The following is a 14,315-nucleotide window of genomic DNA, read 5'->3' on the forward strand; positions in this document are numbered from 1 at the left end:
GGGTGAAGTGCGGAAGGCAAGTGAAAGGTGGACTGGGCGGACAAGGCGCCATGGCCGCTTGCTGGCGAATCCTCAGCCCCTCCATCGTCACCCCGGCCCCCGAGCCGGGACCGGTGAGCCGGGGCGCAAGTTGGTTGTCCCAGAAGCATCGCCGAAAAACCTTGGCTCACCGGCCCCGGATCTCCGCTGCGCTTCGTCCGGGGTGACGATGGAAAAGCTGAGGGTTGAGCTCCCCCACCCTCAAATCTCCGGACCATCCCACAGCGTGCTCATTGCGCGGCGCTTGGGGTGGCGGGATTCGGAGACGTGGGCGGTTTCGGGGTCGAGGCTGCACAGGGCATCATACTGGGTGAGAAACACCTGCCCCGTGAGATGATGGGTGAAATCGGTGCGGTTCAGCCGGTCCATCACCGGGCCCTTCACCTCTGACAGATGAAAGGTGACACCGGAATCCTTGAGCCGCCGGTTCAACTCCTCAAGACTTTCAAAGGCGCTGGCGTCGATCACGTTCACGGCGGTGCACATCAGCACCACATGGCGGATCTGCGGCCGTTCTGCCACCAGTTCCAGGATGCGGTCTTCGAGATAGCGGCTGTTGGCAAAGTAGAGGCTTTCATCGACGCGGACGGTCAGCACCGTGCTCCCGGTCACCACCTTGTGACGTTGAACATTGCGGAAGTGCTCCGTGCCCGGCACGATGCCGACGACAGCCATGTGCGGGCGGCTGGTGCGGAACAGATAGAGCAGAACCGAGAGGATGACGCCCGTGGTGACGCCCGCTTCCACCCCCACCAGCAGGGTGACGAGAATGGTGGCGGCCATGGCGGCAAAGTCGCTGCGTGAATAGAGGAAGGTGCGGCGCAGGGCCGGAAAGTCCACCAGCGAGAGCACGGCGACGATGATGGTGGCGGCAAGGGTTGCCTGCGGGAGGCTGGCGAGAAGCGGCGTCAGGAACAGGGTGGCCAGCGCAATGCCCACGGCGGTAAAGGCGCCTGCCGCCGGAGTTTCGGCGCCTGCATCGAAATTGACGACCGAGCGGGCAAAGCCGCCGGTCACCGGATAGCCGCCCGAAATGGCCGAGGCCACATTGGAGGCGCCAAGGCCGATCAGCTCCTGATCCGGCAGGATGCGCTGGCGCTTCTTGGCCGCCAGCGTCTGCGCCACGGACACAGATTCCACAAAGCCGATGACGGAGATGAGCAGGGCGGGGCCCAGAAGGTCCAGCCACAGCTTTGCGTCAAAGGGCGGCAGCACCGGCGTGGGCAACCCGCCGGGAATGTGGCCGACGAGCTTCACCCCCTTATTGCCGAGGCCGAAGGCCGCAGCCAGTAGGGTTGTCACGGCGACGGCGGCGACAGGACCGGCCTTGGCGATGCTATCGGCGAGCCTTGGCTTCAGTCCGGTACGGATCAGAAGCGGCTTCAGCCCCTTGCGCACCCAGAACAGGAAGCCGATGGCCGGAATGCCGATGGCAAGCGTGATGAGATTGATCTGGCCCAGATTGGCAGCCAGAGACGAGGTGATTTCCACCAGCGTGGTGCCGCCGCCCGGCACACCGAGAATGTGTTTCAGCTGGCTGGCGGCAATCAGCAGGCCCGAGGCGGTGATGAAGCCGGAAATCACCGGATGGGACAGGAAATTGGCGAGAAAACCGAGGCGGAACAAGCCCATGACGATGAGAATAAGCCCGGAGAGGAAGGCAAGCGCAATGGCCGCGCCCAGATATTCCGCCGTGCCCTGCGCCGTCAGTTCGCCTACGGCAGAAGCCGTCATCAGCGACACCACCGCCACCGGCCCCACCGCCAGCGCCCGGCTGGTGCCGAAGATGGCATAGGCCACCAGAGGCAGGATGGAGGCATAGAGCCCGACCTCCGCCGGCAGCCCCGCCAGCAGCGCATAGGCCAGCGACTGCGGGATCAGCATGATCGTCACGATCACGGCGGCGATGAGATCATTGGTGGCCGCCGCCCGGTCATAGGTACGGGCCCAGTCGAGAATCGGAAGATAGCGCTGAAGCCGGTTCATTGGGGGCTCGCTGGAGGGAGAAAACAGACGTGGAGAGCAGTCTTTGGCTGATGCCTCTCAGTCCCCCGTTCCCTTGAGGGGAGGGGGACTGGAACGCTGTGCCGTGGAAGCAAAACGCTCCTTAAAGCCCATTGACCGGAACCTTGAGGAAGGTTTTGCCGCTTTCGTCTGCCGGGGGCAGTTTGCCGGCGCGCATGTTGACCTGCAGCGAGGGGATGATCAGCTTCGGCATGTCGAGTTCGGCATCGCGGGCGGTGCGGAAGGCGATGAATTCCTCACGCGTCTTGCCGCCGCCCACGTGGATGTTATGCGCCTTTTCCTCACCCACCGTGGTCTCCCACTGGATGTCGCGGCCATTGGGGCCGTAGTCGTGGCACATGAAGAGGCGCATTTCATCCGGCAGGGCGAGCACCTTCTGGATGGAATCATAGAGTGTGCCGGCATCCCCGCCGGGAAAATCGGCGCGGGCGGAGCCGCCATCGGGCATGAACAGGGTGTCCCCCACAAAGGCGGCATTCCCCATCACATGGGTCATGCAGGCCGGCGTGTGGCCGGGGGTGTAGATGGCAAAGCAGGTCATGCTGCCGACCTGATAGGTGTCCCCGTCCTCGAACAGCCGGTCAAACTGGCTGCCGTCGCGCTGGAACTCCGTGCCCTCGTTGAAGATCTTGCCGAAGGTTTCCTGCACCACGGTGATCTGGCTGCCGATGCCCAGATTGCCGCCCAGCTTGCCCTGGATATAGGGCGCGGCAGACAAATGGTCGGCGTGGACATGGGTCTCGATCAGCCATTCTACCCTGAGACCGTTCTCCTCGACGAAGCGGATGATCTGGTCCGCCGAGACATAGCTGATCCGCCCGGCGGCATAGTCGAGGTCCATGACGCTGTCGATGATGGCGCAGGCCTCCGAGGCCGGGTCCTTCACCACATAGCTGATGGTGTTGGTCAGCGGATCAAAGAAGGCGGTGACCTCGGGGGTCACCGTCATGTCAACCGGATAGGACTGCGTGCTCATGGTGTCTCTCCTGAGGGGTCTGGTCATTCGCCGGATGCGAGCTTCGGACGCGCCGGTTTCTGCTGCACCTGCAGCATGCCGATGGCCCGGGCAGCCAGCATGCCCGCGACGACGGCCGCAAAGGCGATCCACGGTTCACTCTGGCCAAGCCCGAGCGCGGGCACAAGCCCGCCGGGGCAGAAACCGGACAGGCCCCAGCCGATGCCAAAGACGGCCGCGCCGCCGATGAGCTTCGGATCGATATCCTTGCGGGTGGGCACCAGATAGCGCGGAGCGAGCAGCGGCGCGCCGCCCTTGCGGAAGAGGATCTGGTAGCCGGCGGCTGTCACGGCGAGGGCGCCGCCCATGACAAAGGCAAGGCTGGGGTCCCAGGTTCCGGCAATATCGAAGAAATTCAGAACCTTGGCCGGATTGACCATGCCCGACAGCAGAATGCCGAGGCCAAAGACGAGGCCGATCGCAAAGGCAGAGAGAATGCGCATGGGTCTCAGCCTCCGAAAACGTGACGGACAAGGAAGACGGTCACAGCGCCGGTGGCCATGAAGGTGAGCGTCGCTGCGATGGAGCGGGCGGAGAGGCGCGACAGGCCGCAGACCCCGTGGCCGCTGGTGCAGCCGGAGCCGAAGGTGGCGCCGATGCCAACCAGAAATCCGCCCGCCACCAGCGCAAGTGTGGAAACCGGCACAGCGATCTGCGGCATGCTGCCGGTCGCGGCCATGACGGTGATGGGAGCGGCGATCATGCCAGCGATGAAGGCCATGCGCCAGCCGCGGTCACTTTCGCCCGAGCCCGGCAGAAACCCGCCCAGAATGCCGGTGATCCCGGCGATGCGGCCATGAACGGCCATCAGTACAACGGCGGCAAGGCCGATGAGTGCGCCCCCTGCCAGCGACAGGAGCGGCGTGAATTCGGTTGGCATTCTGACCCTCTCTTCATATGCCTGAAGGCAGCCGGAAACGGCCACTTGTTTCATACATAGGAAACTAAGCGGCCCGTGCCAAGACGTATTTTCAATTAAACGAAACTACTGAGCCGCCGGTGGCGGGGCAGGGACCAGGGTCACCGCCGATCCATCCGGGCGCTGGCGCTCCGTCGCACCCGGCAGCTGCAGGAAGGGATTGCGGTCCGCAAGCGGGGCGGCCTGTTCCGTCTTGGGGGCGGAGAATTCTCCCAGAGGATGCAGGATCTCTTCCGAAATGATGCCGCCAGCATAAAGGGGGGTGACGTCCTCACCGCTCCCGACGACGAAGCTCGTGGGCCAAAGGCGCAGCACCTGACGGATGTCGTCCTTCTTGTCCGGCGCATGGCTGTTGCGGATCATCACAAGGGCGGCATAGCGTCCGTAATGGGTCCGCGGCAGGGCGGGCAGAACCTCCGCGCTGGTCTGTCCCTCAATGAAGCCGGCCGCAGATCTTACGGTCCAGGCCGGAGCCTTTTGCCAGCCCTCCTGTTCCAGCCGGCGGGCAAGGGCGCCGAGATCTCCGGCATATTGCACGATCAACGGCTCTTCCTCATCACCGCTGAGGCCGACGCGGCGCGGGGCAACGCGGGTCCAGCCGCTGTCGAGCCAGTCCGCCTTGTCCAGCACCTGCTCGTTCGCCACGGGGCTGTAGGTGGCAAGGGCTGCAGGCAGGTTGCGGGTGATGTGCCAGCCGCCGAACACCACGAAGGCACTGGCGACAATCGCCACCAGCACGCCCCGGCCCACCTTTTCGTTGTGGACATGGCCAAATACGAAGGCAAAGGCGGAGACCATGGCGGTGCCGAACAGCAGGCCCGCCAGCACATCGCTGGTCCAGTGCACCCCGAGATAGACCCGGGAGAAAGCCATGGTCAGCACATAGATGGCGGTGATGGTGAAAATGCCGGCCTTGGACCAGGCCGAGCGCTCATGAGCGATCAGCACGGCAATGATGCCGAAAATGACGGTGGTGACCGTCGTGTGGCCGGAGGGAAAGCTGAAGCTGTGCACACCGTCACCAAAGGCATTGGGCCGGTCACGCACGACGAGAGCCTTCATCAGGGGCACGAACAGCGCCGTCGTGCTGACGGCGATGAGGAAACCGGTGCCCCGGCGCCAGGCCTTGCGGACAAACAGATAGGCTGCGGCCAGCAGCGCAAAGATGGTCAGCAGAAAACCATCGCCCAGCATGGTGATGGGCACGAGGATGCGGTCACCCAGCGGCGAGCGCAGGCTCTCGAACAGGTTGCGGATCGCCAGATCCGCCTGGGTCAGGCTGTCGCCCGGCGTCAGCTGCGTCACCAGCCAGAAGAAGGCGGGCATGGTGATGATCAGCAGGAGCGCGGATGCCAGCATGCCGGTGGAGCGGGGATGCTGCGGATCGAAAGAGCGGGCCACCCACTGCGAGACCGTGCCGGGACGGCGGGCAAACCAGCCGATGATGGCGCCATGAGTGCCGGCGAACAGCGGCATGATGATCTGGATGAGCCAGCGGCCCAGCATGATCACGACAAAGAGAATGACGCAGAGCACGCCCAGCATCACCGCCAGACGGCCGCTGACCTCGCCGATGGCACTCAGCGCCGTACCGGCAATGAAGCCGGGTCCGAGGTGCGAGACGGCCCAGGCAATGGCCGAGATGACGTTGACGAAGGTGAAGTACCAGGCGTCCATGCCCACCATGCCGGCGATGCCCGGCACAACGGATTTCACCCCCGGCACGAAGCGTCCGATGAAGACGCTCTTGCCGCCATGCAGCCGGAAGAAGGCCTCGCCACGCTCCATGATGCTCTTGTAGCGGGACAGCGGCCAGACATTGCGCAGCCGGTCCTTGTAGAAATAGCCGACCCAATAGGAAATCGCGTCACCGGCAATCGCGCCGAGAGTGGTCCACAGAAAGATCGACACCGGATCGAGCTTGCCGAGACCTGCGAGCGCGCCCGCGCCGACCAGCACAACGGTGCTGGGCACGAAGAGGCCGACAATGAAGAGCGCCTCGCCCATGGCAATCAGGAAGCAGATGAGCCCGGCCAGTTCGGGATTATCCCCAAGGAACGTGACGATCTGATTGAGATACTCGGTCAAGAACGGCTTCCACCTGATCGCAACATCTTTGCAGCGCCAATGCTCGGCCGGAAGTTTCGCGGGCCAAGGCCGCCTGCATATAAGTACCGGCCTATGTGCTCAACAGGTATCTAGCACCAGAAAGTTTCGGCAAGGTGCATGCGGCTTCAACAGGATGCGATGAGCAGTTCCTGCGCCTGCCGCTCTATGGGAGCTCTATGCTGGGCCAGCGTCTGGTCGATACAGCGGCGGATTCGGCGGAAATACTCGCTGCAGGCCGCAAGGCTTTCCGGACGGCTGTCAGCCTCGCAGGCCGCCACCTGCCACAGGGTGCGGCGCGGGTTGCCCGGCCAGTCCGGCTGATGGCCGCCAGCCACACTGTCCGTCAGCGCCACCACGCGGTCGGGCTGCGGCGCATGGGGCAGCATGAAGATGTCCCAGCTCTTGGGCTCAAGGCCCTGCGCATCGAGGCCATGGTCCTGCAGCAGGCGCCGCACAAGCGGATGCAGTGTGCCGCGCGGATTGGGGCCTGCAGAAAAGGCACGAATCCCCTGCGGCGCAAGGCTGTTCAGGTACGCCTCGGCCAGCGGCCCCAGCAGAGCGTTGTCCGGACAGACGAAAAGCACAGTCGACGGGGTCATTCCAGGCCTCTTCGAATCATCGCCCCTTGGGCGTCTGTTTAGTCAGATGACACTACGGACGTGTGACAGCGGCAGTTCGTGCAAAACCGGATGCCGCGGCACGGCCAGCAAGGTGGCGGCTGCATGACCGTGGCGCGGTTTTGACTTGTCCAGCCAAAAGGATGCCCGCTAGCATACGACCTGCAATACGGATTGCATCCGGACTGCACTTACTGGCTGCGACCACAGGAGGAGCTGAGTCACAGGCAGAAAACGATGCAGACCGGATTTTGTTTCGGGAGGACGGAAATGAAATTCAGACAAGCCTTGCTTGCCAGCCTGCTGGCGGCGCCGCTGCTGCCTCTGGCGGCCACGGAAAACGTGCAGGCGGCGGCAGATTGCGCCGCCGCTGCGGGCCTGTTCCAGATCGAGGGGCTGGACGTCACCGGCAGCGATGCGGTTGCCAAGGATGCCGCGATTGGCCGCAGCGATGTGTCGCCCGTTTCCCATTGTGTGGTTCGGGGCAAGCTGGATCAGCGCACCGGTGTGGATGGCCAGCCCTACGCCATTTCCTTTGAACTGCGCCTGCCGGAAAACTGGAACGGCGGCTTCGTGCATCAGTTCAATGGCGGCAATGATGGCCGCGTGGTGCCCGCCCTTGGTCAGGTGCTGGGCGGCGACAGGAGCCAGACGGCGCTTGGCCGGGGCTATGCAGTCGTCTCCAGTGATGCAGGGCATGATGGCGCGGCGGTGAAGGATGCCGGTCTCGCAGGCGGAGCGCGCTTCGGCTTCGATCCTCAGGCACGCAGAGACTATGGCTATGGTGCCGTGGCCCGGCTCAACCCGGTGGCGTTGCAGATGATAGAGGCCTTCTACGGCCAGCCGGTGCAGCGGTCTTACGGGCTTGGCAGCTCCAATGGCGGCCGCCATGCCATGGTGGCGGCAGAACGGATGCCCGATGCCTTTGACGGGCTGCTGATTGCCTATCCCGGTTTCAATCTGCCCAAGGCCGCCGTGCAGCACGCCCATGACCTGCAGGCACTGGCCGCCATCTCCGGCGACATCCGCACGTCCCTGTCAAAGGACGATACAGATGTTCTGGCGAGGGGAATTCTGGACGCCTGCGACGGGCTGGACGGCCTGAAGGATGGTCTGGCGCAGGATATCGATGGCTGCCAGAAGGCCTTTGATGTCTCCGCGCTTGCCTGCAAGGCCGGGCGGGAAACCGGCTGCCTGAGCCAGCCCAAGATTGATGCGCTGCAGACGATCCTCAAGGGGCCGCACAACAGCAAGGGCGGGCAGCTTTACGCCCCCTGGGTCTGGGATGCCGGCATGGCCTCGTCCAACTGGCGCATGTGGCGGATCAACAGCGAAGCGGAGGCCTTTGCCAATCTGCCGCGTATCGTGGCGCTGGGTGCTCCTTCACTGGCGCAGATCTTCACCACTCCACCCACCCGCGTCGAAGGATCGCCCGAAGCTTTGATGGCCTATCTTGCCGCCTTCAACTTCGACACGGACGCGCCGAAGATCTTTGCGAAGACGGAAGAGTTTCCCGAATCCGCCATGGAGTTCATGACCCCGCCGGGCGCGGATAATCCGGATCTGACTGCGTTCCGGGCTGCCGGAGGCAAGATTGTCCTGTTCCATGGGGCGGGTGATCCGGTGTTCTCGATCCGCGACACGGACAGCTGGTTCGAAAAACTCTCGGCCAATGCAGGCGCGGAGTTGGACGGCTTCATCCGCTACTACCGGATTGCCGGCATGCCCCACGGCGCCAGTGGCCCCACGGCAGACGGTTTCGACTTTTTCACCTCTCTGACCGATTGGGTGGAAAAGGGCAAAGCGCCCGGTGCGGTGATTGCGTCCGTGACGGACGGCAACAGGGAGGGCATGGCGGCGCTGGGCAGGGTGACGCGCAAGCTCTGCCCGCATCCGCAGGTGGCCCGCTACACCGGCAGCGATCCGGCTTTGGCGGAGAGCTTCACCTGTCAGTGAGACCCCATAATACCAAGGCTTTCGATGCTGACGCATTACGCCTTGAAGATGCTCAAGCGCCGCACGGGCTTAGCCAAGAAAAATGCCCCGGAAGCGGTCTTCCGGGGCAGGTGGCGTTTGACCTCAGGGGGTCTGAGGCGGGGAGGAGAGGGTGGCAGCGCCGATGGCCTGCTTGATGCGGGGGATGGAGGCTGGCGCCATGCTGAGCTCGCGCACGCCCGCATCAAGGAAGGTTTGAAGCAGGCCCGCATCGGACGCAGCCTCGCCGCAGATGCCGCACCAGATGCCATGCGCCTCAGCCGCTTGCGCCACCATGCGGATGGCGCGCAGAACAGCCGGATGGTCCGTCTGGCAGAGACTGGCGACGGACGGGTTCATCCGGTCGGCGGCCATGACATATTGCGTGAGGTCATTGGTGCCGATGGAGAAGAAGGCCGTGACTGCCGCAAGATCATCGGCGATGAGCGCGGCGGCCGGCGTTTCCACCATGGCGCCGAGATCAAAGCTCCCGAAAGTTTTCCCCTCTGCTGTCAGTTCTGCCTCGCAGGCTGCGATGAGCTTGCGGGTGCTGGCGATTTCCGCCGGATCGCTGACCATGGGCAGCATCACCTTGAGATCGCCGTAAGGGGCCGCGCGCAAGAGCGCCCGCAGCTGCACCTTGAACAGACCCGGATTGGCGAGGCACAACCGGACGCCGCGCAGGCCGAGGAAGGGGTTCTCCTCCTGCGGCACAGAAATGCCGCGCACCGGCTTGTCGCCGCCGATGTCGAGGGTGCGGATCACCACCGGATGTCCGGGGAAAGCCTCCAGCACGGTCCGGTAGGTGGAAAACTGTTCTTCCTCATCCGGCAGGGCGGTGCGCCTCAGGAACAGAAATTCAGTGCGCATCAGTCCGACGCCCATGGCGCCGTGCTTCTTTGCCAGCTCAATGTCCTTCACCGAGCCGATGTTGGCGGCCACGATGACCGGTGTGCCATCGCGCGTGACCGGTGCCACATCCCGGAGCGCGGAGAGCCGCTCCGCCTCGGCGCGCGCCTGTGCGCAGCGTGCCGTGAACTCCTCCGCGATATCAGATGAAGGGTCCGGGTAGACCAGCCCCGATGTGCCATCCAGCGCGGCCGTCCGCGCGGCGCCAAGCTTGCCTTGCGGGTCAGCCACACCGAATACGGCGGGAATGCCGAAGGCCTTGGCCAGAATGGCGGCATGACTGGTGGCCGAGCCATTGCGGCAGATGAGGCCACCAGTGCGGCGCAGGTCTGCCGCGCCGATTTCCAGAGCGGTGAGATCTTCGGCCACGATGACCGCCCCTTCCGGGCAATCAGCAAGGGAGACCGGCTTCAGGCCGTTGACGGCAAGTGCCAGCAGCCGGGCCACCGCATTCATGTCTTCGGCGCGGGCGCGGGCGTAAGGGTCCGGCAGGGCAGCAAGGGCGGCTGCCGTCTCACGCCCTGAGGTCAGAATGGCGGTGATGGCCGGTTGTCCGTCAGCCACATGGGCGGCAATGGCTGCGGCCCAGTCTGCGTCTTCGGCAAGGCTGGCGATGGCGGTCAGAATGTCGCGGCTTTGAGGCGACACGGCGCGGGCTGCATCGTCATGGATCTGCTGCAGCAGCCGGACGCGGGCGCCTTCAACTTTCTCCAGCTCTGCGCTGCGGGCTTCCGGCGGGGTGGGGCCGGCCGGAGCCTCCAGCGCGGGCTGGATGAAATGGAACACCGGACCGATGGCAGGTCCGCCACCCGTCCCGATGCCCTTGAGGGCGCCAGCGGGCCCTGCGCCAGCGGCAGGAGCATGTTCCTCAGCAGAGGCAGGGATTGCTTTGCTGGCTACAGAGACGGGGGCTTCGGCGGATTCATGTGCCGTTCCGCCGGTCAGAAAGCCGGAGACGGCGGACAGGGCCTCGGCGGCATCCGGACCGCTGGTGCGCAGCTCCACCTCGTCGCCTTCCTTGACGCCAAGCAGCAGCAGCTTCAGCGCGGAGCGGGCCGAGGCGGTCTGCGCTCCGGCTCCGATCACGATCTCTGCCTCGAAGCCCTTGGCGAGGCGGACGAGCTCGGCAGCCGGGCGGGCATGCAAGCCCCCCTCAACGCCAACGCGCACGCGCTTCATCGTCTCCATCGGTCCTGTCCCGTTTTCGTGTATCAGACGAGGCTCAGCCTGCGAGGATCTTGGCGATCTTCTCGATTTCCGCATCCCGGCCAATGCCGGTGAGGAAGGCGAGCGTGACGATCGCGGGCTTGGGCAGGTTGGGCGGCAGCGGCGTGGTGGAGACGACGAGATCGGCCTGATCGATCAGGCTGGGCACCTCGGTTGCCTTGCACTGGCGGGTCTCGATGCGGATGCCGCGCGCGGCCATGGCCTCTTCCAGGCTGTTGGCCACCACGGTGGATGTGGCGACGGCGGTGCCGCATGCCACGAGAACGGTCTTGGTCTGCGCCATCAGTTTCCTCCTGTTGTTCTTCTGCGCCGCCCGCTTTGCGGGTCAGGCGGCGTTCAGAAGCGTCCGTGCTTCGTGAGGATCGGATGCCTCGATCAGCTTGCGGATTCGCGCCCCATCCTGCAGCAGTCTGCCGATGGATTGAAGCATGCCGATCTGTTCATCCTTGCTCTTCAGCGCCAGCGCGAAAACCACCCGTACGGCCAGCTGATTGTCCGGATCGTCCATGCTGGCAAAGGCAACAGGTTCCGCCAGCGTGGCGATGGCAATGCCGGAGCGGATGACATGCTGCGGATCGGTGTGGGGCACCGCCACCGCCAGCCCGTCTTCCATTGGCAGGCCGGTGGGCATCACCTTTTCCCGGTCGATGACAGCCTGCACATAGGTGTCTGCGACAAGGCCCTTGGCCCTGAGGTGACCGGCCAGAAGGCCGATCACCGAGGTTGCGTCCTGTGCCTGCGCCTTGAGGAAGATACCGTCCTCAACCACGCAGTCTGCAAGGGATTGCGTCATGCATTCGCTCCGTTGGCAGCATCGTCTTCGCCGCCTGCCAGCTTCTCCAGCGTGGCGCGCTTGGTGACAAGGGCGAGCAGGGCCGCAGCAGCACAGATGGCCAGGATCACCAGTCCGAGGATGCCGAACACCTGGACCAGCTCCAGCGTTGCCCAGACAAGCCAGACAAAGCCGTCACCTATGGCCGTGATCTGCGAGGCGCCTTCCGGCATGGCAAAGCCGGAGGATACCGCAGCCTTGGTGAAGAGCGGGGCCAGTGCGCCAGCCATGTAGAAGCCGAGGCCCAGCGTAACCGTGCCGATGATCACCATGCGCAGCACGTTGCCCCGCACGATGGGCGCGGCCAGGGCCACGACGAAGGGGATCACGGCAAGGTCGGCGAAGAGGATCACCCGGTTGCCCGGCAGCACCACCGACAGGAAGATGGCAATCGGCACCAGCAGCAGCGCGCTGGAGATGGCCGCCGGATGGCCGATGAGGATTGCCGAATCGAGGCCGATGTTGATCTGGCGGCTGCCGGCGCGCTTCTGAACGAAGTCGCGGGCGGCTTCCGAGACCGGGATCAGGCCTTCCATCAGGATCTTCACCATGCGCGGCAGCAGCAGCATCACGGCGGCAAGGTTGATGCCGGTCTTCAGCACCTTGGTGATCATGCCGGCAACATCATCCGGGTTCCAGAAACCGATGGTGCCCAGCACCACGCCGATGGCGAGACCCAGCACCACCGGTTCACCCAGCACGCCAAGACGCTCCTGGATGTGATCGGTGCTGAGGTCGATGTCGCGCAGGCCGGGGATACGGCCGATGACCCAGTTCACCGCCACGGCGATGGGCAGGATCTGGACAGACAGAAGATGCGGCACCGAAACACCCGGCAGGCCATAGAAGCGCTGCACGGCCTTGGCGCTCCAGTCGGCGAAGATCAGGCAGATGACGGCAATGATGGCAGCGGCAGCAAGGCCCATGCCGAGCGAATTGGTGGCCGCGACCACCAGCGAGCCGACGAAGGCAAAGTGCCAGAAGTTCCACACATCCACGTTCAGTGTGCGGGTGAGGCCGGCGAGCAGCATCACGACGTTCACGGCAATGCCGATGGGGATGATCCAGAGGCCGACCTGCGAGCCAAAGGCAATGGCGGCCGAAGATGGCCAGCCCACGTCGACGATGTCGCGGGTGACGCCGGTGTTCGTGGCAATGGCCTGCGCCACCTCGCTGAGGTTGGTCCACATCAGGCCGATGACGAGATTGATGCCGATGAAGGCGACGCCGATGGTGACACCGGCACGGAACGCCTTGCCCGGGCGGGCGCCCAGAACCACGGCAATGATGAAGATGATGACCGGCAGCAGAACCGTCGCGCCCAATCCGTCGACGACAGTCTTCAGCCCAGACAACAGGCTATCCATGTGTTTTTCCTCCCAAGGTTCCGGCCAGAAATCCGGGCAGGCCCGGGACGGAAAGCTCCTAACGCGGCAGGCACTCTCCCTCCAGGAGGCCTGCTGCACTTTCCGCCAGCCCGATGCGCAATGGCCTTCTCCGGCAAAGGATTGGGCAAATGTGCATCTTGTGCACTTTTGTCTAAACCCGGATGTAGATATGTGTCAAGCGTGCTGATATTGAACATTTGTTCAGATTGCTGTGGCGCACTGTCTGCATCATTTAGGTGCAAGGTGAAATGCTCCGGCAATGTCCGAGGGAGGAAACATGGCAAGACCCAAGTCCGGTGATGACGATCTGGGCGTGCTCGCCGCATGGCTCTATTACGTCCATGGACTGGGGCAGGAACAGGTGGCCCGGCGGCTCAACCTGTCGCGCACCAAGGTCACCCGGCTGCTGGCACAGGCCCGCGACACGGGGCTGGTGAAGATCTCCGTCGAGCATGAAATGGCGGAAACCCTCGCGCTCAGCGACTGGATCAGCCAGCGCTATGGGGTGGAGGAATGCGTGCTGACGCCGCCGCTGGAGGCCCAGTCCTCCGAGCCGGAACTGGCCGAGCGGCTGGGGCGCGAGGCGGTCGGCATTGCCGCCAGCAATTACCTGTCCCGCATTCTGTTGAGCACCCCGGATATGATCCTGGGCGTTGCCGGCGGGCGGACCATTGCCCGCATGGCCGATGCCATGCGCCAGCTTTCCAAAAGCGACTGCCTCGTTGTGGCGATGATCGGTGCCTCATCCATTGATGACGGGGTGAGTTCCTATTCGGTGGCCCTGCAGCTGGCCGCCACCATTGGCTGCCCAGCCCGCACCCTGCCCCTGCCCAGCCACGTCGGCAGCCCGCAAACGCGCCAGACACTGGAGCAGGACCCGGTGCTGCGGGCGATGCTGGACAAGGGAGAGACGGCGGCGCTCAATCTGCTGAGTTGCGGCGGCGTGCAGCCGGGCGGCACCTTCTTCCGGCTGGCGGGGATCGGTGCGGCAGAGGTGGAGGACGCTATCCGCGCTGGCGCCGTCAGCGAGATCGGCGGCTTTCTGCTGGCCGCCGATGGCAGTCTGGTGGACTGCGCCCTCAACGAGCGCCGCGTCGGCATCTCCTTCGGGGCGCTGAAACGCGGCACCAATGTCATCATCGCTTCCGGTGCCCGCAAGACCGAGCCCCTGAAGGCGGTGATGAAGGCAGGTCTTGCCCGCACCATCATCATTGATCAGGAAATCGCCCAGGCACTGGCCCGCAAGGGGGCGTGAATTGGG

The 14,315-nt window shown here is 64.4% G+C and carries 12 protein-coding genes; 2 read left to right on the forward strand and 10 right to left on the reverse strand.

Annotation, left to right across the window (positions count from 1 at the left end; translation table 11 throughout):
* Positions 1–240 precede the first annotated feature (240 nt).
* From ASC48_RS04755 to ASC48_RS04780, 6 genes are all read right to left on the reverse strand, one after another.
* Complete coding sequence (locus tag ASC48_RS04755; protein ID WP_055454633.1) at positions 241–2,025, reverse strand: SulP family inorganic anion transporter; 1,785 nt, start codon at positions 2,023–2,025, stop codon at positions 241–243.
* Between the two features lie 121 nt (positions 2,026–2,146).
* On the reverse strand, positions 2,147–3,040 hold the full coding sequence (locus tag ASC48_RS04760) for an MBL fold metallo-hydrolase (protein WP_055454634.1): 894 nt from the start codon (positions 3,038–3,040) through the stop codon (positions 2,147–2,149).
* Between the two features lie 23 nt (positions 3,041–3,063).
* Positions 3,064–3,522 (reverse strand): YeeE/YedE family protein, encoded by a 459-nt coding sequence (locus ASC48_RS04765; RefSeq protein WP_055454635.1) that lies wholly within the window; start codon positions 3,520–3,522, stop codon positions 3,064–3,066.
* Positions 3,523–3,527: 5 nt separating this feature from the next.
* A complete protein-coding gene (locus ASC48_RS04770) occupies positions 3,528–3,959 on the reverse strand; it encodes a YeeE/YedE family protein (RefSeq protein ID WP_055454636.1) in 432 nt (143 codons plus the stop codon).
* Positions 3,960–4,064: 105 nt separating this feature from the next.
* Positions 4,065–6,086 (reverse strand): bifunctional DedA family/phosphatase PAP2 family protein, encoded by a 2,022-nt coding sequence (locus tag ASC48_RS04775; RefSeq protein WP_082439984.1) that lies wholly within the window; start codon positions 6,084–6,086, stop codon positions 4,065–4,067.
* A gap of 146 nt (positions 6,087–6,232) precedes the next feature.
* Positions 6,233–6,706: an arsenate-mycothiol transferase ArsC gene (locus ASC48_RS04780; protein WP_055454638.1), complete on the reverse strand. Its 474-nt coding sequence runs from the start codon at positions 6,704–6,706 to the stop codon at positions 6,233–6,235.
* Between the two features lie 288 nt (positions 6,707–6,994).
* Here ASC48_RS04780 and ASC48_RS04785 point away from each other — a divergent pair, with 288 nt between their 5' ends.
* Positions 6,995–8,680: a tannase/feruloyl esterase family alpha/beta hydrolase gene (locus ASC48_RS04785; RefSeq protein WP_055454639.1), complete on the forward strand. Its 1,686-nt coding sequence runs from the start codon at positions 6,995–6,997 to the stop codon at positions 8,678–8,680.
* 123 nt (positions 8,681–8,803) lie between these two features.
* On the opposite strand, the gene ptsP is transcribed toward ASC48_RS04785, so the two are convergent.
* The 4 genes from ptsP to ASC48_RS04805 are packed head-to-tail and all read right to left on the reverse strand — an operon-like array spanning position 8,804 to position 13,033.
* Positions 8,804–10,795, reverse strand: coding sequence for a phosphoenolpyruvate--protein phosphotransferase (gene ptsP, locus ASC48_RS04790; protein WP_055454640.1), 1,992 nt, complete (start codon positions 10,793–10,795; stop codon positions 8,804–8,806).
* A gap of 34 nt (positions 10,796–10,829) precedes the next feature.
* On the reverse strand, positions 10,830–11,117 hold the full coding sequence (locus ASC48_RS04795) for a PTS sugar transporter subunit IIB (protein ID WP_050473617.1): 288 nt from the start codon (positions 11,115–11,117) through the stop codon (positions 10,830–10,832).
* A gap of 42 nt (positions 11,118–11,159) precedes the next feature.
* Positions 11,160–11,627 carry a PTS sugar transporter subunit IIA gene (locus ASC48_RS04800; RefSeq protein ID WP_055454641.1) on the reverse strand — a complete coding sequence of 156 codons (468 nt, stop codon included), beginning with the start codon at positions 11,625–11,627 and terminating at the stop codon, positions 11,160–11,162.
* The gene (locus ASC48_RS04805; protein WP_055454642.1) at positions 11,624–13,033 is read right to left on the reverse strand and encodes a PTS galactitol transporter subunit IIC; all 1,410 of its coding nucleotides are present in this window, start codon (positions 13,031–13,033) and stop codon (positions 11,624–11,626) included. The genes ASC48_RS04800 and ASC48_RS04805 overlap by 4 nt, the downstream gene beginning before the upstream one ends.
* Before the next feature lie 298 nt (positions 13,034–13,331).
* Between ASC48_RS04805 and ASC48_RS04810 the strand changes: the two genes are divergently transcribed.
* A complete protein-coding gene (locus tag ASC48_RS04810; protein ID WP_055454643.1) occupies positions 13,332–14,309 on the forward strand; it encodes a sugar-binding transcriptional regulator in 978 nt (325 codons plus the stop codon).
* Positions 14,310–14,315: the final 6 nt, after the last annotated feature.

This window comes from Pannonibacter indicus (assembly GCF_001418225.1).
GTDB lineage: Bacteria > Pseudomonadota > Alphaproteobacteria > Rhizobiales > Stappiaceae > Pannonibacter > Pannonibacter indicus.

Excerpts from the sequence above, each read along its gene's own strand:
- ASC48_RS04800 (WP_055454641.1), bottom strand. The coding sequence starts at position 11,627 with ATGACGCAATCCCTTGCAGACTGCGTGGTTGAGGACGGTATCTTCCTC.
- ASC48_RS04765 (WP_055454635.1), bottom strand. The coding sequence starts at position 3,522 with ATGCGCATTCTCTCTGCCTTTGCGATCGGCCTCGTCTTTGGCCTCGGC.
- ASC48_RS04780 (WP_055454638.1), bottom strand. The coding sequence starts at position 6,706 with ATGACCCCGTCGACTGTGCTTTTCGTCTGTCCGGACAACGCTCTGCTG.
- ASC48_RS04755 (WP_055454633.1), bottom strand. The coding sequence starts at position 2,025 with ATGAACCGGCTTCAGCGCTATCTTCCGATTCTCGACTGGGCCCGTACC.
- ASC48_RS04795 (WP_050473617.1), bottom strand. The coding sequence starts at position 11,117 with ATGGCGCAGACCAAGACCGTTCTCGTGGCATGCGGCACCGCCGTCGCC.
- ptsP (WP_055454640.1), bottom strand. The coding sequence starts at position 10,795 with ATGGAGACGATGAAGCGCGTGCGCGTTGGCGTTGAGGGGGGCTTGCAT.
- ASC48_RS04770 (WP_055454636.1), bottom strand. The coding sequence starts at position 3,959 with ATGCCAACCGAATTCACGCCGCTCCTGTCGCTGGCAGGGGGCGCACTC.
- ASC48_RS04810 (WP_055454643.1), top strand. The coding sequence starts at position 13,332 with ATGGCAAGACCCAAGTCCGGTGATGACGATCTGGGCGTGCTCGCCGCA.
- ASC48_RS04785 (WP_055454639.1), top strand. The coding sequence starts at position 6,995 with ATGAAATTCAGACAAGCCTTGCTTGCCAGCCTGCTGGCGGCGCCGCTG.
- ASC48_RS04760 (WP_055454634.1), bottom strand. The coding sequence starts at position 3,040 with ATGAGCACGCAGTCCTATCCGGTTGACATGACGGTGACCCCCGAGGTC.
- ASC48_RS04805 (WP_055454642.1), bottom strand. The coding sequence starts at position 13,033 with ATGGATAGCCTGTTGTCTGGGCTGAAGACTGTCGTCGACGGATTGGGC.